The organism is Staphylococcus simulans, assembly GCF_025561465.1.
GTDB lineage: Bacteria > Bacillota > Bacilli > Staphylococcales > Staphylococcaceae > Staphylococcus > Staphylococcus simulans.
Map to the genome: position 1 here is coordinate 2,127,986 of NZ_CP095100.1, position 21,714 is coordinate 2,149,699.

The 21,714-nt window shown below is 33.6% G+C and carries 34 protein-coding genes and 1 riboswitch; of the genes, 13 read left to right on the plus strand and 21 right to left on the minus strand.

What is annotated here, in order from left to right; genetic code table 11:
- Positions 1-2: 2 nt before the first annotated feature.
- Positions 3-221, minus strand: a complete 219-nt coding sequence (locus MUA87_RS09935; RefSeq protein WP_105978174.1) for a hypothetical protein — start codon at positions 219-221, stop codon at positions 3-5.
- Between the two features lie 54 nt (positions 222-275).
- Here MUA87_RS09935 and MUA87_RS09940 point away from each other — a divergent pair, with 54 nt between their 5' ends.
- Entirely contained in the window at positions 276-503 is a 228-nt protein-coding gene (locus MUA87_RS09940; RefSeq protein ID WP_023015315.1) for a hypothetical protein, read from the plus strand.
- A gap of 21 nt (positions 504-524) precedes the next feature.
- On the opposite strand, the gene MUA87_RS09945 is transcribed toward MUA87_RS09940, so the two are convergent.
- A complete protein-coding gene (locus MUA87_RS09945) occupies positions 525-662 on the minus strand; it encodes a hypothetical protein (protein ID WP_158257837.1) in 138 nt (45 codons plus the stop codon).
- Between the two features lie 57 nt (positions 663-719).
- Between MUA87_RS09945 and MUA87_RS09950 the strand changes: the two genes are divergently transcribed.
- Positions 720-944, plus strand: a complete 225-nt coding sequence (locus tag MUA87_RS09950) for a hypothetical protein (protein ID WP_105978173.1) — start codon at positions 720-722, stop codon at positions 942-944.
- Between the two features lie 139 nt (positions 945-1,083).
- Positions 1,084-1,422, plus strand: a complete 339-nt coding sequence (locus MUA87_RS09955) for a hypothetical protein (protein WP_058714326.1) — start codon at positions 1,084-1,086, stop codon at positions 1,420-1,422.
- On the opposite strand, the gene MUA87_RS09960 is transcribed toward MUA87_RS09955, so the two are convergent.
- The 3 genes from MUA87_RS09960 to MUA87_RS09970 are packed head-to-tail and all read right to left on the minus strand — an operon-like array spanning position 1,408 to position 2,681.
- A complete protein-coding gene (locus MUA87_RS09960) occupies positions 1,408-1,641 on the minus strand; it encodes a Thoeris anti-defense Tad2 family protein (RefSeq protein ID WP_030058915.1) in 234 nt (77 codons plus the stop codon). The two genes, MUA87_RS09955 and MUA87_RS09960, sit on opposite strands and share 15 nt — an antisense overlap.
- Positions 1,642-1,656: 15 nt before the next feature.
- Complete coding sequence (locus tag MUA87_RS09965; RefSeq protein WP_262550687.1) at positions 1,657-2,421, minus strand: phage antirepressor KilAC domain-containing protein; 765 nt, start codon at positions 2,419-2,421, stop codon at positions 1,657-1,659.
- Between the two features lie 14 nt (positions 2,422-2,435).
- A complete protein-coding gene (locus MUA87_RS09970; RefSeq protein ID WP_105978171.1) occupies positions 2,436-2,681 on the minus strand; it encodes a helix-turn-helix domain-containing protein in 246 nt (81 codons plus the stop codon).
- Between the two features lie 175 nt (positions 2,682-2,856).
- On the opposite strand from MUA87_RS09970, the gene MUA87_RS09975 reads away from it, so the two are divergent.
- From MUA87_RS09975 to MUA87_RS09995, 5 genes are all read left to right on the plus strand, one after another.
- The gene (locus MUA87_RS09975; RefSeq protein ID WP_105976067.1) at positions 2,857-3,189 is read left to right on the plus strand and encodes a helix-turn-helix domain-containing protein; all 333 of its coding nucleotides are present in this window, start codon (positions 2,857-2,859) and stop codon (positions 3,187-3,189) included.
- Positions 3,190-3,203: 14 nt separating this feature from the next.
- A complete protein-coding gene (locus tag MUA87_RS09980; protein ID WP_105978170.1) occupies positions 3,204-3,677 on the plus strand; it encodes an ImmA/IrrE family metallo-endopeptidase in 474 nt (157 codons plus the stop codon).
- 4 nt (positions 3,678-3,681) lie between these two features.
- Entirely contained in the window at positions 3,682-4,305 is a 624-nt protein-coding gene (locus MUA87_RS09985; protein WP_233666562.1) for a DUF4352 domain-containing protein, read from the plus strand.
- Positions 4,306-4,444: 139 nt separating this feature from the next.
- Positions 4,445-4,597, plus strand: a complete 153-nt coding sequence (locus MUA87_RS09990) for a hypothetical protein (protein ID WP_023015327.1) — start codon at positions 4,445-4,447, stop codon at positions 4,595-4,597.
- 328 nt (positions 4,598-4,925) lie between these two features.
- A complete protein-coding gene (locus MUA87_RS09995; protein ID WP_096754540.1) occupies positions 4,926-5,120 on the plus strand; it encodes a hypothetical protein in 195 nt (64 codons plus the stop codon).
- On the opposite strand, the gene MUA87_RS10000 is transcribed toward MUA87_RS09995, so the two are convergent.
- The gene (locus MUA87_RS10000; protein WP_060804170.1) at positions 5,117-5,695 is read right to left on the minus strand and encodes a hypothetical protein; all 579 of its coding nucleotides are present in this window, start codon (positions 5,693-5,695) and stop codon (positions 5,117-5,119) included. The two genes, MUA87_RS09995 and MUA87_RS10000, sit on opposite strands and share 4 nt — an antisense overlap.
- A 109-nt stretch (positions 5,696-5,804) precedes the next feature.
- Between MUA87_RS10000 and MUA87_RS10005 the strand changes: the two genes are divergently transcribed.
- The 3 genes from MUA87_RS10005 to MUA87_RS10015 all read left to right on the plus strand — a co-directional run bounded on the left by MUA87_RS10005 (position 5,805) and on the right by MUA87_RS10015 (position 7,341).
- Positions 5,805-5,957 (plus strand): hypothetical protein, encoded by a 153-nt coding sequence (locus MUA87_RS10005; RefSeq protein WP_156423344.1) that lies wholly within the window; start codon positions 5,805-5,807, stop codon positions 5,955-5,957.
- A 13-nt stretch (positions 5,958-5,970) separates the two neighbouring features.
- Complete coding sequence (locus MUA87_RS10010) at positions 5,971-6,204, plus strand: hypothetical protein (protein ID WP_096754538.1); 234 nt, start codon at positions 5,971-5,973, stop codon at positions 6,202-6,204.
- Between the two features lie 87 nt (positions 6,205-6,291).
- Entirely contained in the window at positions 6,292-7,341 is a 1,050-nt protein-coding gene (locus MUA87_RS10015; protein ID WP_096754537.1) for a site-specific integrase, read from the plus strand.
- A gap of 67 nt (positions 7,342-7,408) precedes the next feature.
- Here MUA87_RS10015 and sufB read toward each other — a convergent pair whose 3' ends face one another.
- The 12 genes from sufB to MUA87_RS10075 all read right to left on the minus strand — a co-directional run bounded on the left by sufB (position 7,409) and on the right by MUA87_RS10075 (position 18,062).
- On the minus strand, positions 7,409-8,806 hold the full coding sequence (sufB, locus tag MUA87_RS10020) for a Fe-S cluster assembly protein SufB (protein ID WP_002481616.1): 1,398 nt from the start codon (positions 8,804-8,806) through the stop codon (positions 7,409-7,411).
- Between the two features lie 198 nt (positions 8,807-9,004).
- Positions 9,005-9,475: a Fe-S cluster assembly sulfur transfer protein SufU gene (sufU, locus tag MUA87_RS10025; protein ID WP_023015332.1), complete on the minus strand. Its 471-nt coding sequence runs from the start codon at positions 9,473-9,475 to the stop codon at positions 9,005-9,007.
- Positions 9,465-10,715, minus strand: coding sequence for a cysteine desulfurase (locus MUA87_RS10030; RefSeq protein WP_176745483.1), 1,251 nt, complete (start codon positions 10,713-10,715; stop codon positions 9,465-9,467). The genes sufU and MUA87_RS10030 overlap by 11 nt, the downstream gene beginning before the upstream one ends.
- A 189-nt stretch (positions 10,716-10,904) precedes the next feature.
- Complete coding sequence (sufD, locus tag MUA87_RS10035; RefSeq protein WP_107540062.1) at positions 10,905-12,212, minus strand: Fe-S cluster assembly protein SufD; 1,308 nt, start codon at positions 12,210-12,212, stop codon at positions 10,905-10,907.
- 65 nt (positions 12,213-12,277) lie between these two features.
- Positions 12,278-13,036: a Fe-S cluster assembly ATPase SufC gene (gene sufC / locus MUA87_RS10040; protein ID WP_002481612.1), complete on the minus strand. Its 759-nt coding sequence runs from the start codon at positions 13,034-13,036 to the stop codon at positions 12,278-12,280.
- Positions 13,037-13,395: 359 nt separating this feature from the next.
- Positions 13,396-14,223 (minus strand): MetQ/NlpA family ABC transporter substrate-binding protein, encoded by an 828-nt coding sequence (locus MUA87_RS10045; protein WP_002481595.1) that lies wholly within the window; start codon positions 14,221-14,223, stop codon positions 13,396-13,398.
- 24 nt (positions 14,224-14,247) lie between these two features.
- Positions 14,248-14,943 (minus strand): methionine ABC transporter permease, encoded by a 696-nt coding sequence (locus MUA87_RS10050; protein WP_262550700.1) that lies wholly within the window; start codon positions 14,941-14,943, stop codon positions 14,248-14,250.
- The gene (locus MUA87_RS10055; protein ID WP_262550701.1) at positions 14,936-15,961 is read right to left on the minus strand and encodes a methionine ABC transporter ATP-binding protein; all 1,026 of its coding nucleotides are present in this window, start codon (positions 15,959-15,961) and stop codon (positions 14,936-14,938) included. The genes MUA87_RS10050 and MUA87_RS10055 overlap by 8 nt, the downstream gene beginning before the upstream one ends.
- Before the next feature lie 100 nt (positions 15,962-16,061).
- Positions 16,062-16,170, minus strand: a riboswitch (SAM riboswitch).
- 53 nt (positions 16,171-16,223) lie between these two features.
- A complete protein-coding gene (locus tag MUA87_RS10060) occupies positions 16,224-16,520 on the minus strand; it encodes a thioredoxin family protein (protein ID WP_002481592.1) in 297 nt (98 codons plus the stop codon).
- Positions 16,517-16,879, minus strand: coding sequence for a toprim domain-containing protein (locus MUA87_RS10065; protein WP_002481591.1), 363 nt, complete (start codon positions 16,877-16,879; stop codon positions 16,517-16,519). The genes MUA87_RS10060 and MUA87_RS10065 overlap by 4 nt, the downstream gene beginning before the upstream one ends.
- A gap of 291 nt (positions 16,880-17,170) precedes the next feature.
- Positions 17,171-17,551 carry a glycine cleavage system protein GcvH gene (gene gcvH, locus MUA87_RS10070; RefSeq protein ID WP_002481590.1) on the minus strand — a complete coding sequence of 127 codons (381 nt, stop codon included), beginning with the start codon at positions 17,549-17,551 and terminating at the stop codon, positions 17,171-17,173.
- Between the two features lie 154 nt (positions 17,552-17,705).
- On the minus strand, positions 17,706-18,062 hold the full coding sequence (locus tag MUA87_RS10075; RefSeq protein WP_002481589.1) for an arsenate reductase family protein: 357 nt from the start codon (positions 18,060-18,062) through the stop codon (positions 17,706-17,708).
- Between the two features lie 142 nt (positions 18,063-18,204).
- Between MUA87_RS10075 and MUA87_RS10080 the strand changes: the two genes are divergently transcribed.
- Entirely contained in the window at positions 18,205-18,525 is a 321-nt protein-coding gene (locus MUA87_RS10080) for a thioredoxin family protein (protein ID WP_262550703.1), read from the plus strand.
- 68 nt (positions 18,526-18,593) lie between these two features.
- Here the strand turns inward: MUA87_RS10080 and MUA87_RS10085 are convergent, their stop codons facing one another.
- On the minus strand, positions 18,594-19,136 hold the full coding sequence (locus MUA87_RS10085; RefSeq protein ID WP_002481587.1) for a nitroreductase family protein: 543 nt from the start codon (positions 19,134-19,136) through the stop codon (positions 18,594-18,596).
- A gap of 73 nt (positions 19,137-19,209) precedes the next feature.
- Positions 19,210-19,935 (minus strand): type I 3-dehydroquinate dehydratase, encoded by a 726-nt coding sequence (aroD, locus tag MUA87_RS10090; protein ID WP_023015354.1) that lies wholly within the window; start codon positions 19,933-19,935, stop codon positions 19,210-19,212.
- Positions 19,936-20,342: 407 nt separating this feature from the next.
- Between aroD and MUA87_RS10095 the strand changes: the two genes are divergently transcribed.
- Complete coding sequence (locus MUA87_RS10095) at positions 20,343-20,858, plus strand: GNAT family N-acetyltransferase (protein ID WP_262550705.1); 516 nt, start codon at positions 20,343-20,345, stop codon at positions 20,856-20,858.
- 225 nt (positions 20,859-21,083) lie between these two features.
- Here the strand turns inward: MUA87_RS10095 and MUA87_RS10100 are convergent, their stop codons facing one another.
- Positions 21,084-21,287: a sterile alpha motif-like domain-containing protein gene (locus tag MUA87_RS10100; RefSeq protein ID WP_023015356.1), complete on the minus strand. Its 204-nt coding sequence runs from the start codon at positions 21,285-21,287 to the stop codon at positions 21,084-21,086.
- Positions 21,288-21,714: the final 427 nt, after the last annotated feature.

A 21,714-nucleotide genomic window follows, 5' to 3' on the forward strand; every position in this document is an offset into this window, starting at 1 on the left:
ATTTAAATGTTAGCTTCTTTTAACTCTTTAATTACTTCATCCGATAAATCGCAGTAAGGGAATCTTTCTCTCACTAATTGGATAGGAAGTTTTCCTCTAATTGCAATAAAGCCTTCTTCTTCAAGTTGGCTATTTAACTCTCTAACAATGGTGGATGCTTTACTTTTACTAACACCTGCTAGTATCTGTATATCTTTTATACTTAAATAATTGATGATCATAATAGCGTCTCCTTTCATGTATAATGTTGTTATCAACCTAAGGAGGTGATAACTATGACTAAAGATGAATTTTTTGAAATTTATAAATCTAAGTTAGAGTCTGCTATTAACCAACATGAAAATGATTTCGAAACTAAACAATCCTATATTTATTTAATTGATAACGAATTGCCTAATCTTGATAAACAAGCAAAATCATTTGTATTAAAACAACTAGTAACTCGTCATGTTGAACATGTTGCTTTAGTGGATCTAATTCAAGAACTCGTTGTTGATGAGTAATCTATAATTACGTTCTTTAATTCAAAAGTTTTTTATAGAAACACATTTTTTATTCACGGATAATTTAATTCCATGGTCTTTTCTTTTCAGCACTTTCTCTAATATCATTGCAACGATATATAAGGGGAGTGCTATTTTGATTGCTTTGAGTTCGAACATTTTTCTTCCTCCTTTCGTGTATAATGTTGTTATCTCCTAGTGGAAGGAGGTGTTATGATGTCTACGATCTATGGCGATTACGAATTAATGCATCCAACTAAAGAATATTTAGTAGATGAATACGTTTTTAAAGACGGACGAAAACTTACTACTTACATTTATGCTGACAATACTGTAGTCACTCAGCAATTCGACAGTGAGGGTAAATCTTTAGTCAATGTAATTAATCGTGACATTGAAATTTTAGAAGATGGCAAAAAAGTCAAAGTTATTAATGAGTAATGATTACATTAGCTTTAATTCCATCTTTAGTGAACGCCTCATTCTGCTCACTGCCATGAGTAGTTTGAGGTTTTTTGTTTGGTTCAGGCATTTGTGTATGCTCCTTTCTGATATACTCCTCATAGAAGGAGGTGATATTGTGCTTACTAATGAAGCCGAGTTTGTTTTACTTCAACTTTATCGTTGTTACGAAGACGATATTCAAGATGGTAAAACAAAAAGAGAAGCAAGATATTTTGAAGATGAACATAGTGTTCGTGATAATTACTTTATTGGTATAAATTCAGAAGATTTTCATTTAGCTTTAATGGAACTTTCAAACCACGGTTATTTAAATACACCGAAACCTACAATGGATGGTTATCCGGAATTTATTCTTGAACCATTAGCTATAGCTGAAATGCAAAATCGTTATACAAAGAACCTAAATAAAGTTCTAAAACGGATTAACGAATTGAAAAAGTTAATTCTTTTTTAGACCCACCACTTCCCAATCATCAGCTAATAAGTCTTCTGCCATTGGTTGCCACAATGGGTAGAAGGCTTTTTGCCTTGGCTTCACAACTACGTATCCATAACTATTTGTAGGTAAAAGTTCTAAGTTGTCTCCTGGTTTTCTAAATGTTTCAAATTCAGATGAGCGATAAATTGGTTTACCTCTTTCCATAGCTAACTTTGTTGCTTCTTGAATATTCACTTTGCTCCACCTCCTTTAATTCCGCTCGATTGTGGGTAGGATGTTGTTGTCTTTAAGTAAGTCGTAAATAAACAGTCTGCCCTTTTGCGTCCATTTAGTATTCATACGTACTGATGTGCTACCGTCTTTATGTTCAATTTCTGTAGTTGATGAATGCGTATAGCCTTTGTCGTGTAAGTTTGAATAAAGTAACCATTGTCCTGATTGTTTGTACTGTACTTTCAATTCATGCAGCAACTTGTTGAGTGCTTGAGCCGACATACCATAGTCCTTTGCAATCTGACCTACTGTCACTAAACTTTTGTTGTTTAAAATTGTGTCTAAGTAAGATGCTTTAGGTTCATATTCAGCAATCTTTTGCTTCTGCATATTATTTTCAAGTTGTAACTGTTGTTTCTCTTTCTGCTCCTCAATCCACAATTCAGCACGCTTAACTGGATCATCTATCATATAACTTGCGATAGGTTGTGCGATTTGTCGTTCCATTTCATTAAATTTATTAATGTACGCCATTTTAAAATCGTTGTGACCTTGAATATTGAACATATATAAAATGAAACCGTCTTTAGTTAAGAGATATTCCTTCTGTTTTCGTCCACGTGAATCTTTATAGTTACTAGGAACAATTAATGCACTCACATTTGAGGACATTAAAATTTGTTCTAGATCACGTTTTACATTGTCATGTCTTCTTTTCAATTCATGAGCTACTACTCGACTAGAAACGACTGCTCCTAATTCCGAGTTGTTTTCAATTTGTATTACTTGTAATGCTTGCATGTGATTTCCTCCTATTAAGTTGTTTGTATAGTTTTACATCTCATTTTTGAGACGTTTTGATTAAAAAAATATTCATCCATACTAATGTTCAACACTTCGCATATTGCACTAGCTTCGTCGATTGTAAAGTTACTTTTATTCTTATTAATCTTCTGGCTAAAGCGTGCTGGATGCATACCAATCATATTGGCAACATCTTTATGAGAATACTGACTAGCATCTATGAAATTCCTCAAATCTTGATATCTCTTTTTATTCATGTTGTTCTCACCTCTTTCGTCTCATTTATGAGATTACACTAATTACTATACAGACCAATTAATTCTATGTCAACAAATAAATTTCATTTTTGAGAAATAAATTCGTTAAATGTGTTGCAAAAATGAGAAAAAACTTATATAATAAGTTTGTAAATAACAAACAAGGAGTACAAAAATGACAAATTTCTCAGACAACCTAAGTAAATTAAGAAAATCACGCAACTTATCTTTGAAAGAATTAAGCGATAGACTTAATGCGAATTATGAAGTTAAATTTTCAAAAGCATCAATAGACAGATGGGAAAAAGGGATAACTAGTCCCTCAATGGACCACGCAAGTGCACTAGCTCACTACTTTAATGTTTCGCTTGATGAATTAAGTGGACTAGAAGAAATGAAAAGAAGCCATCCTCAAACGATGGCCGCACACCTTGAAGGTGAGTTAAAACAAGAAGATATAGATTACATCATGAGTTTAGTAGAAAGATTTAAAAACGAAGATAAATAAAGGGATTGGTTTTATTGTCACGTTATGAAGATTTATTAATGGAAATTGATTATGTAGAAATTAAAGACCATGTTCATCTACCTGATGGCTATAAAGGTTTTTATTCAGATAATTTAATTCTTATAGATAAAAAACTTAGTGATGCTGAGAAATTAGAAAACCTTTTTGAAGAATTAGGTCATCATAGATTTACGCATGGAAACATACTTGATCAATCAACTTTCAATAACCGTAAATTCGAAAATTACGCACGAAGACATGGTTATGAAAATTCTATATCTTTAAACAAGATTATAGACGCATATAAATACGGAGTAAGTAACTTACATGAATTTGCTGAATATGTTCAATTAAGTGAAGAATACGTACATACAGTGTTACAACATTACAAAAATAAACTCGGTTTATCAACCTGCCATAATGGTTATCTCATTCGTTTTGAGCCATTGCAGGTTTTTAAATATAAAAAATTAAATGAAGGAGATTAGTAATGTGAAGAATTTATCAGACGAAAAGGAATTAACAAACGAAGAACTTTTAGAAAGACAACAACAGCAATTTGAGAAGTATAAAAAAGAACAATCTGCTAAATCAAAAAAGAAATGGTTATGGGGTTGTGGTGGTTGTTTAGGTTTATTATTATTAATTGTTGTTGGTGTAACAGCTTGTACCGGAGCTTTTGTAAATGAAGTTGACAAAGGAATAAACGAAGAAGGTACACTCAACAAAGATAAAAACACAAAAATTAAAACTGTAGGAGAAACTACTGAAATAGATGGCGTTTCATTCACGTTAGATAATGCTGCTTATACAGAAGAAAGAAATGAATTTGCAGATGTTCAAGCCGATAAAGTCTTAAAAGTTGATATGACGGTTAAGAACAATTCTAAAAAGGAAATTCCAGTGGGTGGAGATGTAAAAGTTTATGTAGATGGAAAACAAGCTAAATCATACCCTATCAATAATCAATTAATGGATTCGTTATCGCCTAATAGAGAAATTAGCGGGTCTGAAGGTTTCGCAATCAATGGTAATCCAGAAAAAATAGAGCTAGAGTTCCAGCCCCTAACATCATTCTCTAACAAGCGCTATGTTTATGAAATTAAACCAGAATAACAGGGCATTCACTTGCCCTGTTTTTTATCCCTTATCAAAGGAAGCTATAAAATGATAACTGTATATATACCCTGCTAGCAACTTCAAACTATATTATTTCTCTTAAAATTCGAATAAACAAAGGGAGTGGAGATACATTATGTATAGATATTTGAAGAAATTAAGAAAAGCGATGAACATAAACAACAAGAAAGAAGTAAGAGAGATTAAAGAAGACTTGGAAGAAATTTCATATAAAAAGAAAATAAGGCGAGATTTAAAAGAGGAAAAGAAAAGTAATTTCAAACATTAGTCGACCTTTTTAATGATAGATTTGGCACACTGTAAATGTAAACAAAATACCCCCTCCACTCCGGGGCGAAGGAGGAATACGAAATGACAAAGCATAGTAAAACTCTCATCGCATTAATGCCTCTATATCTTTATTTCTTCTACCAAGGATTCTATGTTGTTATTTATAACGAAAGTCCTGTTGCTAGAGTTATAGCAGTTATCAGTATATTGATTTTCACAATCATATTAACGCTGTTTATAACCACTGATCTAATTCAAAATAAGAAATAGCAAAAAGAATATAAAAAAGACGTCTACATAAGTAGACGCTGTAAGGTGGTGATATTATGAGTAATGAAAAGAAAAAACAACAATATAATCCTAATGACCCAGATCATCGTGGTGGCGGAGGGTCAAGTCATGAGAAAAGAAATAATGAACCTATAAGAAAAGGTTATAATAATCGCACAACAGAGTTTAAAGAACCTACAGAATCTACAATGGAGTCATTGTTTGGTAAAGAATTTAAAAAGCATCATTAGTTTTTTAAACCATAAAATTTATAATATTCATCTGTGTTTTTAGGTTGATAATAATACTCTTTAATAACTTTTTCATGATTTTTTATTATTGGTGTAGGCCTAATTGAAAATATTGAATCTAAATCATTTGTCATTTCATGTTTAAGTAATATTCCTTGATAAATAGGGTGTTCATTATCTTTATATTTTTCTATATAAAACATATTTGAAGTTTGTAAAATTGTATCTATAGCATGTTTGTCATTTAATGGATTTAGATTATTAGATTCTCTTTCCTTATTCATTTTATTTCTAAATTTTTTTATCATATAAGGATAAGCTGATTTATTTAAGACATTTATCACAATAAAGGAAATTATTAACGCTATTATTATCCCGAGAAAATTGTATATATGAATGTAGTTTATAAAATAAAGAACTATCATGAATATACCAATACTAATTAAAGAGAATAGCACCGAAAACATTTTCTTTATTTCAATTTTTTCTGTATCAAAAATTGACAAGTAATCTAAGTAAATATATGTGAATAATCCTGCGACACCAGAACTACATATTAATAAAATTAGTTCCAAAATAGCACCTACTTTTTTTATTTGATTATAACATATTTCTATATGTTGAATAGTAAGGATAGATTTAAGCTATATTACTTTTGGATTTAGGACGTAAGAGGGAACATTTATGTGTAAGTATTTGAATAAAAGAAAAAGAGCGATGAACATAAATAACCAAAAAGATATTAGAGAAATTAATAAGGATTTAGAGAAAATATTGTGTGAAAGGGAATTAAAAAAACTCATTAAAAAAGATAAGAAAACCTATTTTAAAAATTAAGGAGGAACATAAAATGAAATTTAACGATTGGCTTATAAAAGTAAAATACGCAGGAGATCATGAGATTCTAACCAATGAGAATACTCTAGTGATTATCGACCAAGACGACGATGTTGCATTGTATGTGAGAGATAATGACGGCATGTTAAAAGTAAATAAAATAAATTATAACAGTGACTTTTATATCGACGCCGACAATAAAGTTTTGAAGCTTGAAATTCACAATCCTATTTATGATGAATTGTAAAATTGTGACAACTTAACAAATCAATAATTCGGGGTACACCACCGTACCCTTATTATTTTTTACTTTTTTTAGGAGGAATGAGTAAAAATACCAGTATACAAAGACGTTAGTACAAACAAATGGTATTTTTCTATCAGATATAAAGATGTTTACGGTAATAACAAACGTAAAATGAAAAGAGGATATAACACTAAAAGAGAAGCTAAATATGCAGAAGCTGCGTTTTTAAATGATATTAATGAGAGTTATAGCGATTCGAATACCTTTGACTATGTGTTTAAGCATTATTTAGAACATAGCGACTTAAGACCTAAAACTAAAAAACGTAAAATCAATGAATATAACAGACACTTTAAAAATAAGTTCGGTCACATTAATATGAATAAGATTACTCAGAATCAATGCCAAGAGTTCCGAAAGTATCTAATGGATAATATTCCTTCTACTAACACCGCACGCACAATATGGTCTGGGTTCAAAGTAGTTATCAACTACGCTAAAAAATATTTCGGTTTGCGTATAGATCCTACTATCTCAATCAAACCGATTCCACGTGTTAAACCTAAACCAAAATATATGTTAAGAGAAGAATTTGATGAGCGTGTAAAAGAAGTGGAGGAACAAGATTATCAAGAATTATTTAAGTTGATGTTTTATACCGGGTTGCGCATTGGAGAAGCAATGGCGTTAGTATGGACAGACTTTAATAAATATAAAAAAGAGATATCCATAGACAAAACTATGGACATCTCTAATCGGACTATATATCCCAGAGCTAAAACTGAAAGCTCTGAAGATATTGTCCCCTTACCTAAATTTATTAACCAAATGTTAGCTGATCGCTACCAACGTGAAAAAGCGGCTAACAAATATTTTGATGAACGTAGCTATTTTATTTTTGGTGGAATTGCACCTAAACATTATAGTCATGTTCATAAAAAATTTCAAAAGGCTTTCCCACATTATAACATACACACGCTGAGACATTCTTATGCATCATACCTTGCGAATAATGGTGTAGATATTTTCGTTTTACAGTCACTCATGAGACACGCTCAAATCACTGAAACGATGGGCACTTACAGCCATTTATACACCCAGAAAAAGCATGATGCGATAGCCATTTTTGATGAGTAAATGGTATCAAAATGGTATCATTAGCCATTTTCCGACTATAAGAATCGCACAACCACGCGGTTTATAGCTATCCAATACTACCTTCCATTTCGAATTTGATTAGACGGTTCATTTCAACGGCATATTCCATTGGTAGTTCTTTTGTGAATGGTTCGATGAAGCCCATTACGATCATTTCAGTTGCTTCTTCTTCTGAAATACCACGGCTCATCAAGTAGAAGAGTTGCTCTTCTGATACTTTAGATACTTTCGCTTCGTGTTCTAATGAAATGTCATCGTTCATAATTTCATTATAAGGAATCGTATCTGAAGTTGATTTGTTATCTAAGATTAAAGTATCGCATTCGATGTTTGAACGTGCACGTTTAGCTTTACGTCCAAATTTAACGATACCACGGTAAACAACTTTACCGCCATCTTTTGAGATAGATTTTGAGACGATAGTTGAAGATGTGTTTGGTGCTAAGTGAATCATTTTCGCACCCGCATCTTGAACTTGTCCTTTACCAGCTAATGCGATTGAAAGTGTACTTCCTTTCGCACCTTCACCAGCTAATACACAGTTAGGGTATTTCATAGTCAACTTAGAACCTAAGTTACCGTCAACCCATTCCATGTTACCATTCTCATGAACTAAAGTACGTTTTGTAACTAAGTTATAAACGTTGTTAGCCCAGTTTTGAATTGTAGTATAACGAACGTGTGCATCTTTGTGTACAATGATTTCAACTACAGCTGAGTGTAGTGAGTTTGTAGTGTACACAGGTGCTGTACAACCTTCAACGTAGTGCACTGAAGCACCTTCATCAGCGATGATTAAAGTACGTTCGAATTGACCCATGTTTTCTGAGTTAATACGGAAGTATGCTTGTAGTGGTGTATCTAATTTAATATTCTTAGGAATATAAATGAATGAACCCCCTGACCATACTGCTGAGTTCAATGCTGCGAATTTGTTATCTGCAGCTGGAACTACTGAAGCGAAGTATTCTTTGAATAATTCTTCGTTTTCACGTAATGCAGAGTCAGTGTCTTTGAAGACAACACCTTTCTCTTCTAATTCAGCTTCCATGTTTTGGTAAACAACTTCTGATTCATATTGTGCAGAAACCCCAGCAAGATATTTTTGCTCTGCTTCAGGAATACCTAAACGGTCGAAAGTACGTTTGATTTCTTCAGGTACTTCGTCCCATGAACGTTCTGCTTGTTCAGAAGGTTTTACATAGTAAGTGATATCGTCAAAGTTTAACTCTGACAAGTCGCCGCCCCATTGTGGCATTGGCATTTTATAGAATAACTCTAAAGATTTTAGACGGAAGTCTAACATCCATTGAGGTTCTTCTTTCATTTTTGAAATCTCAGTTACGATATTTTCTGTTAATCCGCGTTCTGATCTGAAAATGGACACATCATCGTCGTGGAAACCATATTTGTAATCCCCAACATCAGGTGCTTTTTTAGCCATTTCAATCACTCCTTTTATATAATCAACACGATACATAGACACGTGGCAATATTTCAATCAATTGATAGAACTTCATGATGATTTATAGCTTTCACAACATTCTATTGAATATTGCTACTTGTATAAACCAGTCTATCATGGAACTGACAAGTTAGAAACCACCTTGCCAGTTACTTATTCTTTACCCGTTATGGGTGCTTACTTTGCATTTTCTTCAGAATCAGTATCTGCTTGACCTTCACGTTCTACAGTACCTTTTTCTAAAGCTTTCCAAGCAAGTGTTGCACATTTAATACGTGCAGGGAATTGAGAAACACCTTGTAATGCTTCAATATCTCCCATATCTTCAGTTAATTCATAATCTTCGCCAAGCATCATTTTAGAAAATTCTTGACTCATTTCTAATGCTTCTTTTAACGAATGACCTTTAACTGCTTCAGTCATCATAGATGCACTAGACATTGAAATTGAACAACCTTCACCATCAAATTTAGCATCCTCAATAATGCCATCAACAATATCGAAAGTAAGGTGAATTCGGTCTCCGCATGTTGGGTTATTCATATCAACAGTTAAAGAGCCGTTATCTAATTTACCTTTGTTTCTCGGATTTTTATAATGGTCCATAATTACAGATCTATATAGTTGATCTAAATTATTAAAATTCATATGAGAAAAACTCCTTCGTTTGGTTTAAAGCGTAAATTAATTGATCAATGTCTTCTTTTGTATTATAGATATAGAAACTTGCTCTTGCTGTTGAAGATTGATTCAACCATTTCATTAATGGTTGTGCACAGTGATGTCCTGCACGTACAGCAACACCTTCTGTGTCTAATGCCGTCGCAACGTCATGTGGATGAATGTCTTTCAAGTTGAAAGTAATCACACCAGCACGTCTGTCTTTTGGCGGACCATAGATTTCTAAGTCTTCAATCGCATCCATTTGTTCGTATGCATATTCAGTCAACTCTTTTTCATGTTGATGAATCGCATCAAAACCAATGTTTTCAAGGTATTTAATTGCTTCAGCTAAGCCAATAGCTTGTGCAATTAAAGGTGTACCTGCTTCGAATTTTGTTGGCAAGTCTGTCCAAGTTGCTTCATATTTACCTACGAAGTCAATCATGTCACCGCCATATTCGATAGGTTCCATATCTTTAAGCAGACTGCGTTTACCATATAAGACACCAATACCTGTAGGACCAAGCATTTTGTGTCCACTGAAACTGTAAAAGTCTACATCTAAATCTTGCACATCAATTTTCATGTGTGGTGCTGCTTGTGCACCGTCCACACTGATAATTGCACCATGTTCATGCGCAACTTTCGCAATTTCTTTCACATCGTTGATTGTACCTAAAACGTTAGATACATGTGCAATCGCTACAATTTTAGTGTTGTCATTAATTGTGGCTTTCACATCTTCGATGTTTAATTCACCTGTTTCTGTCATCGGGATGAATTTTAAAGTTGCACCTTTACGGCGTGCTAATTCTTGCCAAGGTACGATGTTAGCATGATGTTCCATTTCAGTTACGACAATTTCATCGCCTTCTGAAACATTCGCATCACCATAACTACGTGCAACTAAGTTAATAGAAGCTGTTGTACCTCTTGTGAAAATAATTTCTTCAAAGTAACGTGCATTAATGAAACGTCTTACTGTTTCGCGTGCACCTTCATAACCATCTGTTGCTAATGAGCCGAGTGTGTGTACACCACGATGCACATTAGAATTGTAACGTTTATAATAATCGTCAATCGCTTCGATTACTTGAAGTGGTGTTTGACTTGTCGCTGTTGTATCTAAATAAGCTAAGCGTTTGCCATTGACTTGTTGTTTCAAGATTGGAAAATCTTCAATAACTTCATTAACATTTAGTGTTGTTTCGGCCACTATATCCACAGACCTTTCTTCATTAATAATCACTTGTCGTACAAAATAACTTACAAGCTGACAGGATTTAATGAATAATAATTGACTGCGAACAGGTTATTCAAAAGCGTAAAGAGAAGGAGGAATACGACGCAGTGATGCACATATCATCAGCTGACTTCCTCCTGTTTTTAATCTCTCCTGCCTAGCTTATACTTTTTATTTTGATACTCTTAATTCAATAACGTCACGTAATTGACGTTTTACATCTTCTATTGGCAGTTCTCTTACTACTGGATCTAAGAAACCATGAATAATTAAACGTTCAGCTTCTTGTTGAGAAATACCACGACTCATTAAATAGTAAAGCTGTTCGTCATCAACACGACCAACTGAAGCTGCGTGACCTGCTTCTACGTCATCTTCATCGATTAATAGAATTGGGTTCGCATCTCCGCGTGCTTTTTCAGAAAGCATTAACACACGTGATTCTTGGTTCGCAACTGATTTTGAACCACCGTGTTTGATATAACCGATACCATTAAAGATAATAGTCGCTGCTTCTTCAACTACACCGTGTTTAAGAATGTAACCATCTGTTTCTTTACCGTATTGAACGATTTTAGATGTTACGTTTGATTTTTGATCTCCAGTACCTACTGCTACTGATTTTAATACACTTGTAGAACGGTCCCCAATTAAATTAGTTGTGTTATCAATAATTTGGTTACCTTTGTTCATTAATCCAAGTGCCCAGTTAATTGATGCATCCGCTTCAGTAATACCACGACGAATAATATGGCTAGTGAAACCTTTATCTAAATAGTCTACTGCACCATAAGTGATTTTAGAGTTCGCACCAGCAATCACTTCAGAAACAATGTTCACTTGATTGCCTTCGCCACTTGCATCTGACAAGTAGTTTTCAACATAAGTCACTTCTGCACTTTGTTCAGTCACAATAATAACGTGATTGAAAAAGCTTGCATTTTCATCATCATGTAAAACTACATATTGAATTGGATGTTCAACGACTACATTTTTCGGTACATATACGAATAAGCCGCCATTGATTAATGCAGTATGCAACGCTGTTAAACGGTGTTCATCTACGTTAACCGCATCTTTCATCAAATATTTTTGAACTAAATCTCCATGATTCACTAAAGCATCTGCTAAGCCTTCAATAATTACACCGTCTTTTTTCGCTTCTTCTGAAACGTGTGTATAAGCAAGTGTATTATTGTGTTGAATCACTAAGTTTTCAGTTTTTTCAACATCAATGATTTTTTCAATTGAATCTGGAATTTCACTGATATCTTGATAAGTTTCAGCTTTTGTTTCGAATTGTTTAAATGAGTCGAAATCCCATTTTGTGATTTTAGTTTTATCTGGTTTTGGCATTTCTAAAGTTTCAGTTAGTTTCAACGCTTCTTTACGTAATTCTGTCATCCAAGAAGGTTCATTTTGGGCTTGTGAATACTCAACAAGTTCTGCTTCAGAAATGTTCAAAGTTTCAGTCGTCATAACTTAATATCCTCCTAACGATACTTATAACATTTAATCGGTTGTTTCTTCTTTACGTAAATGATTTACGCTTCGCTGAATTCTTCTTTAACCCATTCATAACCTTCATTTTCTAAACGATGTGCTAATTCTGGACCACCAGTTTTAACGATTTTACCGTTGTACATAACGTGTACGAAATCAGGTGTAATGTAGTTTAATAAACGTTGATAGTGCGTAATGATTAATGAACCGAAGTCATCTCCACGCATTTCGTTGATACCTTTAGACACAACTTTTAACGCATCGATATCTAAACCTGAGTCAATTTCGTCTAGGATAGCGAATTTAGGTTGTAACATCATTAATTGTAAAATTTCGTTACGTTTTTTCTCGCCGCCTGAGAAACCTTCGTTAAGGTAACGTTGCGCCATGTCTGGATCCATATCTAGGAATTCCATTTCTTTATCTAATTTCTTAATGAATTGCATTAAGTTGATTTCTTTACCTTCTTCACGTTTCGCATTAATTGCTGAACGCATGAAGTCTGCGTTTGTAACACCAGTAATTTCTGATGGATATTGCATAGCTAGGAATAAACCTGCTTTTGCACGTTCGTCAACGTCTAATTCTAAAACGTTAACACCGTCAAGTAATACTTCACCTTTAGTTACTGTGAAAGCTGGGTGACCCATGATTGCTGCTGATAAAGTAGATTTACCAGTACCGTTAGGTCCCATAACTGCATGAATTTCTCCCGTGTTAATTGTTAAGTTAACACCTTTTAAAATTTCTTTATCCTCAATAGACACGTGTAAGTCTTTAATCTCCAATGTTGATGGCATTAAAAGTCCCTCCGTAAACATAAATAGTATTTCAATTACTAGTTTATAATAATTTTAATCTGTAGTCAAAACTGCACTACATTGGTACATTTATAAATTATAACGCAATTAAACCCCAGAATAAACCTTTTAAGTACCTAAATAAAAAGAATTCTTAAATTGTAATGAGTTTCGTTAAAGCGTTTCAATGTGAAATGTTGCACGAATTTCAAAGCTACTGATTCTCATTTTCTGTCCTTCTATTATCATTACCCATATCTTTGTCACATATTATGATAGGGTATCCTTGCTTCCTATACTATTAATAGACGCAAAAAATCACTCCCAAGCATCTATACTTGAGAGTGATTAATAATTTCTTATTCAGCTGGGATCACAGCACCATCATATTTTTTGTTGATGTAATCTTTAATATCTTGAGATTGTAATGCTTTGATTAAAGCTTTGATTTTTTTATCTTTTTCGTGACCTTCTTTAACCGCTACTAAGTTTGCGTATGGGTTATTTTCAGGTTTTTCAAGAGCGATTGAGTCTTTTTTAGGGCTTAATTTTTGTTCAATAGCGAAGTTAGAGTTGATAATTGCTGCATCAACATCTTCGTTTTGATAGATTTTTGGTAAATATTCAGCTGATTGTTTGTTGTTGAATTTGATATCTTTTTTGTTTTCTACGATATCACTGAAGTGTGCATCTTGGATTTTAACGCCTTTTTTCAATTTGATTAAACCTTCGTCAACGAAGAATTTCAAGAAACGTCCTTCTTCAGCTGGGTTGTTAGAAACATAAACTGTTGCACCTTTTGGCAATTCTTTTAAGCTTTTATATTTTTTAGAGTATACAGCCATTGGTTCTAAGTGAACGTTACCAACAGATACTAATTTGTACCCTTTATCTTTTTTCTCAGTGTTTAAATAAGGTGTGTGTTGGAAGAAGTTCGCATCCAATTCACCGCTGTTTACTAACTTGTTAGGTGTTGTATAGTCGTTGATTGTTTTGATTTTCAAGTCATAACCTTCTTTTTTCAAGATAGGTTTAGCTTGTTCTAAAAGTTCAGCGTGAGGCGCTGGTGAAGCACCAACTGTGATTGTTTTAGAATCTTCGCCTCCTGCTGATTTATCCTTACTGCCACATGCTGCTAAAACTACAGTTAATACTAAAACCGCTAAAATACTAATAATTTTTTTCATTGGATTGATCCTTTCAAAATAGAATTAACGTTTATCAATTTTATTTGTAGCCCAGTCACCCACAAATTGAATGATGAACACAAACACTAAAATAAAGATTGTTGAAACTAAAATGACATCATTTTGGTTTCGAGTAAAACCAGTTAAATATGCTAAGTTACCTAAACCGCCTGCACCGATAACACCGGCAACTGCAGTAGAACCTACTAATGCGATTGCAGTAACTGTAATACCTGAAATCAAGGCAGGACGTGATTCTGGAATTAACACTTTACGAATAATCGTCCATGTGTTTGCTCCCATAGAACGCGCTGCTTCAATAACGCCTTTATCAATTTCTTTAAATGCGATTTCCACTAAACGTGCATAGAATGGAGCCGCACCAATAACTAATGCTGGAAGTGCTCCTGTCGGACCACTGATTGTGCCAAGTAATAAACTTGTGAACGGAATCAACAGCAAGATTAAAATGATGAAGGGAATTGCTCTGAATAAGTTCACAATAAATGACACGATTTGATAAAACACTTTTGCTGTCGGTGATTTACTCTTAGCTGTTAGGAATAATAGTACGCCTAGAATTAAACCGATCACGAACGCAAAAATTGTAGAAATGGCTGTCATATAGAGTGTTTCGTATGTAGCCAGCCAAACTTGGTCGCATTGAACATTCGGCATTGTGACCATTTCACGTAATATATCACTGAACGATTTATCCATTACGAACCACCTCCACACCTACATTACGATTCTCTAATTCGTTTTTAAAATCATCAAAAAATTCCGTTTTCAAGTCTGCAATATGTACAATTAGAAAACCGATTGGTCCGCTTTTCGAATGGCGGATATTCGCTTCTAGTATGTTCACATTCAGATTATATTTTTGAGTGATATATGACACAATCGGTTCTGTCGTCTCTTCACCTACGAAGTTCAAACGTACAATATAACCGTTTTTCGACTCTGGAATCAGTTCCTGAATTGATTCATCAAATTGGTCATTCAAGCCTTCTTTAACGAAACGTTTCGTCACTTGATGTTTAGGGTTTTCAAACACTTCTTTAACTTCACCGCGTTCGATGACCTTACCATTTTCCATTACTGCAACTTCGTCGCAGATTTGGCGAATCACATTCATTTCATGTGTGATAATCACGATTGTTAAATCTTCTTCTTTTCTGATTTTTAATAAGAGTTCTAAAATTTCATCTGTTGTTTGAGGATCTAAAGCACTTGTAGCTTCATCACAAAGTAATACTTTTGGATCGTTGGCTAAGGCACGTGCGATACCAACCCTTTGTTTTTGACCACCAGATAACTCTGACGGATATGCTTTTTCTCGTCCTTTGAGTCCTACAAGCTCAACTAATTCTTCCGCTCTTTTTTCAGCTGTCGCTTTATCCACGCCAGCAATTTCCAACGGAAACTTAATATTATCTAACACTGTTCTAGACCATAATAAGTTGAAGTGTTGGAATATCATACTTACCTTTTGACGCTTTTTCCTTAGTTGCGCTTTGCTGAGTTGTCCTAATTCATCTCCATCTATTATGACTTGACCTGATGTTGGTTCTTCTAAATAATTTAAAATTCTGACAAGTGTACTTTTACCGGCACCTGAAAAACCGATGACACCGTAAATGGTACCTTCCGACACATCTAAATCGACATGATCAACTGCCAGTACTTCTTGGTGTTTCGTCTTATATCTTTTGACGATTTGCTTCAGTTGAATCACTACATTCTCCCCTTTCCTTGCAATACCTACCTACAAATTAAAAAAGCTTTCCCTTATCGCTGCTATGAGCATTAAAGAGAAAGCAATTTGAAATTTCTTTCTCTCATCTTCAAAAGCAGTTCAACTTTTTGTGAATTGGCACCATTTCTTATAAATAAGACGGTTGCCGGGTTTCGTCGGGCACATCCCTCCACCTCTCTTGATAAGAGATAACTATTTAATTGATATTTATCCTACCACTTCACTCAGAAGTAGTCAACAACTATTTTAAATTTTCTAACAAATAAGGAACAGACTGAAATGCGTAAATACGGTCTATCTCCTTATCTTTCGACATCACTAACAAAACAGGAACAGATTGAATTTGATAAGCTTCACTGAAGTCAGGATGGAAATTCAAATCTGCTTTGACCAACGGAAGCTGTAAAATTTCATTAGCTATATCTAACATTCTCTCTGAAACTTTACATGTTCCACACATCGGTGTGTAACCGAAAATCAAGTGCTTGTCTTGATCAAAGTTTTGTTTGATATCTGTAATTTCTTGCTTAACGTTCATTTATAAACTAATCCTTTCACGGGTGCTTCACCTTTTACCATAAAGCCATGGTTTCTAAGCACTTTGGCAAGATAAGGGCGCGGACAACGTGCGACTTCAGAATAAGTTCTATCGACAAAGATATGTTCACTTTCTGATAGATAATGTTTAAACCATTGACGGATGCGACGGCCTTCTTTATCTGCATCCACTAATATATAGACAGGACGTTCATATAAGTGTTCTATCATATCGTCAAGTTTATCAATGCCCATTGTGCCGTGCGTACAAATAATTTGTACAGGCTCATCAATCACTTCTTGTACACGCTTTTTATCTGTTTTACCTTCAACAACGATTACTTTTTCTAACAATGCCATATTCACTACACTCCAATACTCTCGTGATATCATTGCTTCATTACTCGCAAACGTAAATGCTTAGGTTCTGCCAACTTATATAAAATTGTTGCGTAAGTTGATACTTTCATTGTAACGCAGGTGTTGTTTTAAAGACACGCAACTTGTTTAACAACTAAATAAACACGATAAATTATGTATTATTCAGCTGTAAAGGTTCAGCACTTTAGCGCTCTAGTTTGTTATAGCCTATTTCAAATAAAAAATAACCCCAAAATACAAAGTATCTTGGAGTTTGGTTTTTAAAGCCGATTATTCACCGATCATTTCTTTGTATTGATCAGCTGATAATAAATCATCTAATTGGCTTGTGTCATTTAATTTTACTTTAACCATCCATGCTTTTTCGTATGGTGATTCATTTACGAATTCTGGACTGTCTTCTAATTCTTCGTTGACTTCAACTACAGTTCCTGAAACTGGTGCGTATAATTCAGAAACAGTTTTAACTGATTCTACACTTCCGAAAGATTCGCCCTCTTCGATATCATCGTCAGTTTCTGGTAATTCAACGAATACGATGTCACCAAGTTCTCCTTGTGCGTATTCAGTGATACCGATAGTTACTGTATCGTCCTCAACTTTAACCCATTCATGTTCTTTTGAATATTTTAATTCCTCTGGCACTGCCACACGAATCCCCTCCTAATTAATAAATGAATACTCTTTTATGATGCCATATGAAACCTTTTCATTCAACTATTTATAGACATCTTGTAGTTTTTTAATTTTTTGTGTAAATAAAGCGCATAGCAATAAGATATTTACTACCTATAATGACTATAAATTAGTTTACCCAAGTATCTTTGTACTCTTTTTCGTTGAAACCAAGTGTGATTTTATTGCCTGAAACCGCAAGTGGTCTTTTAACAAGCATTCCGTCAGAAGCCAATAAATCTAGTTTTTCATCATCAGACAAACTGTCAAGTCTATCTTTCAGACCTAGTTCACGATACTTACCTCCGCGTTTATTGAATAGCTTATCAATTTCAACGCCGGTTTTATCAATAATATCTTGTAGTTCTCTTTTATTAGGGTTTAGTTCTACGATGTCGATAGGTTCATAACTTACACCATATTCATCTAAAAATTTTGCTGCTTTCTTGCATGTCGTACAGTTTTGGTACTGATAAAATCTAATCATCTTTTGACCTCCTTTAACTATTATGTCTAATATACCAAATTTCTAAAAATAACGCTTTAAATTGTCGGTTTAATATTTTTAAATTTACGTTCAAATTCGCTATAATATATATAATAGGATTAGAAAAAGGAGCGAAATGAAAATGGAAGCAATTAAAACACGTGAAGATTTCGATAAAATTATCGAAAGTAACGAACCTGTGATTATTAAATTCGAAGCAGGATGGTGCCCTGATTGTCGCGCAATGGATATGTGGATTGATCCAATTGTTGAAAAATACAACGACCATAAATGGTACAACGTAAATCGTGACGAATTAGAAGATGTTGCTCAAGATTACGAAGTAATGGGTATTCCAAGTTTACTTGTTTTCAAAAACGGTGAAAAAACAGCACACTTGCACTCAGCAAATGCTAAATCACCAGAGCAAGTTGAAGACTTCTTAAGCGAAACATTTAAATAAGTCATTTAAATAACGTAATATAGACTAAATAAAGCCAAGCTGATTTCAGCTTGGCTTTACTCATATAATTAATACTCTGAAATAAAGTTCTCAGTGTGACGTGGTTTCTTTGGAGGAATCTTCGTGTCCATATCAGTAAGATATAAAAATCCAACTAAATCTTCATCATCTTCAACACCTATTACTTTTCTCACTTTAGGCATGAAAATATATGGCGGTGTCTTCCAGCACGTACCGATACCCGCTTCATGCAACAGCAGCATCAAGTTTTGTGCATAAGCACCGAATGCCAGATGATTTTCAAGATTTTCTTTTTGTCTAGGATCTCGTTTTACAATTAATACGAGCAATCCACCCAATTTTGTCACTGCATCATAGTGACTTTGTTGTTTCTCTGGTTCATTTCTAAATGCATAACGAGAAACAGTTCGACTTAAATCCCCTAGTCTGTCCTTTGAGACATGAATGATTCTCCATGGTTCTCTCATCCCATGATTTGGTGCATCTGTAGAGAGTTTTAGTGCTTCATATAGCGCTGTATCATCTATATGCATATCATGGTCGAATATCTTCACACTTCTTCTTGATGAAATTGCATCTCTTAATTCCACAATCTAACTCTCCTTTATATTAATGATAACCATTATCAATTACAGTATAGATTGAAATACATATTATATCAAATTATTTGTTTGATTCGTATAATGTCAAAATTTCTTTTAATTTAGTAACATGTATTTGTCCTGGCGCTTGCGGCTCTCCCAAGCAACCATAAGAAATACTTCCACCAAATACACCTTGAGCCGTTCTTGATACTAAACCAAGATGAGACATAGATATACCTACTACTTTCATTTTGACACTTTGAGAAGATACATAGAGTGCATCTAACAGATAGGTCACATCTTCAGGATCTTTTGGCATTACTGCTAGTTTTAGATAATCAGCTTCTGTTTTACTCATTTTAAAATAAGTGAATTTCAATTGTTCAATTGCTGGTGTTTCTTCAAAATCATGTTGAGACAGTACCACTTCTAAACCTGCTGCTTGCGCTTCAGCCACTAATTCAGTGATTTTTTCCTTATACGCTTCTTCCCATTCAATATCAATCATGTCATAACCTTGAACTTGCATTAATTCTTGTAATAGCGCATAATAAGATTCTTGCGCTTTATTGCCATTTCCACCTTGTGAAGCTGTGCGATATGTGATTAACAGCTTAACTTTAGGAAGACTTTTTCGTAACGCGGCAATAAGTGTTTCAATCTCAGCAATTTCAATCGTTTGACGTTGGTCAATTCTTAGTTCAATTATATCGATGGCTGCTTGCGCATCAATCAACTCCGTTTGCAACTTCTGTGTTATGTCAGCTTCTGGTGCTATCGTTACAGCAATTTCTACTTGCGTCATCCTATCTACCCCTTGCTTATATAATATGGCCAGTTTGTTTCTTTAATAATAGTTTAACATTAGTCAGCGTATTAGAGTGTAATGCGCGTTATTTTATACTTTTAAACTACCAATCATTAGACAGTTTCATATTAAAAGTTTACAGATATTTTATTGGCGACATATTCATGGTGTGATTAAAAACTACTTTAAAATAAGATTAGCTTTTTGATATACCATATATTTTGGTTAAAATCGTCCAATATTGTGAACAATCGCTTTTCAAACTTTACTTTTTTCTTAGGGACACCTATTAAGTGTTGCTTTGATTAAAAGTATATAATAATATTAAATTAAACTTATCAATAATGACCACATTATTAAATTTAAGCAAAAGTTAAGAAAGTCATAAGAGAGGTGTTAAATCCATGAAAGAAATTAGATTACTAAATCCTGATGATTTAGAAGAGGTCTATCAGCTATTTAAAGAAGCTACAAGTAATCCAAAAAATATTTATACTTGGGCGATTTATGATGAGGACAAAGTGTGCAGGGAATATTTCAAAAAGTTGATAGACGCCAATAACAATGCACAATATCTGTTCGGTGTATTTTTTAATAATGAATTAGTGGGAGCTTTGACATTATTCCATCCAATTATAGTTGGAACACAGCATAAAGCTATAATTGAAAATATGTATGTGAAGGATATTGACCATTTGGATGAGAAGTTATTAAATACTGTCGCAAACTTTTGTACTGAACTTCAAATTGAGAAAATTATGGCCCCTGTTGCTTCAAATAATATCAGTGCACTGACTTTCTATAGTGAGTACGGTTTCTCAAAAATAGGTTTTGAAACGAATTCTCGTAAATATGGCGATGAATATATTGATGAGCATTGGTTGATCTATCCTATTAAAAAGGCTGCAGACGTTAATTAATACGTTGTGAAAAACACTAATGAACGCAAAAAAAATTCGGTACATTCCCGTGTACCGAATTGATTAAGTAAAGTAAGTTGTAATTAAGTGACCGTAAATCGTAACGGTTACGTTTTATATTACATGACGTTTCGTCATTTGTAAACCATAAATCGTAATTTTTACGATTTATTTTTATCTATAAGAAAAGCAAGTGCACAATTTTGAGATGCACTTGCTTTTCTTTTAGTTACTTTTATATACACTGATGGCTCTGTTAGCTGATTCTAAAAGATGATGTTCAAAATAATTCTCATGTACATAATCATATATATTATCTATATCTGTTTCTTCTTTAGGAAAATTATGATCTCTTACAATGCAATCGGCTAATTGTCCGAATGGCGTATCATCTTCCATAAAAGTAATAATAAACTTATAAAAACTCATGTAACAACCCCACTTAAAGATATTTCTGAATGAAAAAACATTAACAACGATAAATTTCCACCAAAGAGGAAATCATTCTTATCAGTTAAATAGGCTTTTTCAACAGTATAACATAAGCATCGGAATAAAATACAGTTAATAAAAAAATCTTATTTAACAAACAACTGTATTTATATCCAAACCTTTTCTCTTTTGTAACGCAATGTTCGAAAACTTTAAGATGACTTTGTTCTCTATATGCAATCATTTATACATCTTAATTATAAAGTTAGCCTAAACACACAAGAAATACAAGATATTCTTATTTAAATTGATATATTTTATACACATCTTTTACATAAAATTCATAATTTCGTGCGAATCTTTAAATAGTTATGAGTTCAGAATGAACATTACATTTTAAACAATTAAACCTCATAAAAAAGCA

Excerpts from the sequence above, each read along its gene's own strand:
- MUA87_RS10060 (WP_002481592.1), bottom strand. The coding sequence starts at position 16,520 with ATGAACGTTAAGCAAGAAATTACAGATATCAAACAAAACTTTGATCAA.
- MUA87_RS10050 (WP_262550700.1), bottom strand. The coding sequence starts at position 14,943 with ATGGATAAATCGTTCAGTGATATATTACGTGAAATGGTCACAATGCCG.
- MUA87_RS10065 (WP_002481591.1), bottom strand. The coding sequence starts at position 16,879 with ATGGCATTGTTAGAAAAAGTAATCGTTGTTGAAGGTAAAACAGATAAA.
- MUA87_RS10010 (WP_096754538.1), top strand. The coding sequence starts at position 5,971 with ATGAAATTTAACGATTGGCTTATAAAAGTAAAATACGCAGGAGATCAT.
- MUA87_RS10005 (WP_156423344.1), top strand. The coding sequence starts at position 5,805 with ATGTGTAAGTATTTGAATAAAAGAAAAAGAGCGATGAACATAAATAAC.
- sufB (WP_002481616.1), bottom strand. The coding sequence starts at position 8,806 with ATGGCTAAAAAAGCACCTGATGTTGGGGATTACAAATATGGTTTCCAC.
- MUA87_RS10045 (WP_002481595.1), bottom strand. The coding sequence starts at position 14,223 with ATGAAAAAAATTATTAGTATTTTAGCGGTTTTAGTATTAACTGTAGTT.
- MUA87_RS10080 (WP_262550703.1), top strand. The coding sequence starts at position 18,205 with ATGGAAGCAATTAAAACACGTGAAGATTTCGATAAAATTATCGAAAGT.
- MUA87_RS09990 (WP_023015327.1), top strand. The coding sequence starts at position 4,445 with ATGTATAGATATTTGAAGAAATTAAGAAAAGCGATGAACATAAACAAC.
- MUA87_RS09945 (WP_158257837.1), bottom strand. The coding sequence starts at position 662 with ATGTTCGAACTCAAAGCAATCAAAATAGCACTCCCCTTATATATCGTT.
- MUA87_RS09950 (WP_105978173.1), top strand. The coding sequence starts at position 720 with ATGTCTACGATCTATGGCGATTACGAATTAATGCATCCAACTAAAGAA.
- MUA87_RS10100 (WP_023015356.1), bottom strand. The coding sequence starts at position 21,287 with ATGAGTTTTTATAAGTTTATTATTACTTTTATGGAAGATGATACGCCA.
- sufD (WP_107540062.1), bottom strand. The coding sequence starts at position 12,212 with ATGACGACTGAAACTTTGAACATTTCTGAAGCAGAACTTGTTGAGTAT.
- MUA87_RS09970 (WP_105978171.1), bottom strand. The coding sequence starts at position 2,681 with ATGAATAAAAAGAGATATCAAGATTTGAGGAATTTCATAGATGCTAGT.
- MUA87_RS09975 (WP_105976067.1), top strand. The coding sequence starts at position 2,857 with ATGACAAATTTCTCAGACAACCTAAGTAAATTAAGAAAATCACGCAAC.
- MUA87_RS10075 (WP_002481589.1), bottom strand. The coding sequence starts at position 18,062 with ATGATTAGATTTTATCAGTACCAAAACTGTACGACATGCAAGAAAGCA.
- MUA87_RS09935 (WP_105978174.1), bottom strand. The coding sequence starts at position 221 with ATGATCATCAATTATTTAAGTATAAAAGATATACAGATACTAGCAGGT.
- MUA87_RS10095 (WP_262550705.1), top strand. The coding sequence starts at position 20,343 with ATGAAAGAAATTAGATTACTAAATCCTGATGATTTAGAAGAGGTCTAT.
- MUA87_RS09995 (WP_096754540.1), top strand. The coding sequence starts at position 4,926 with ATGAGTAATGAAAAGAAAAAACAACAATATAATCCTAATGACCCAGAT.
- MUA87_RS09965 (WP_262550687.1), bottom strand. The coding sequence starts at position 2,421 with ATGCAAGCATTACAAGTAATACAAATTGAAAACAACTCGGAATTAGGA.
- sufC (WP_002481612.1), bottom strand. The coding sequence starts at position 13,036 with ATGCCATCAACATTGGAGATTAAAGACTTACACGTGTCTATTGAGGAT.
- sufU (WP_023015332.1), bottom strand. The coding sequence starts at position 9,475 with ATGAATTTTAATAATTTAGATCAACTATATAGATCTGTAATTATGGAC.
- MUA87_RS09940 (WP_023015315.1), top strand. The coding sequence starts at position 276 with ATGACTAAAGATGAATTTTTTGAAATTTATAAATCTAAGTTAGAGTCT.
- aroD (WP_023015354.1), bottom strand. The coding sequence starts at position 19,935 with ATGACGCAAGTAGAAATTGCTGTAACGATAGCACCAGAAGCTGACATA.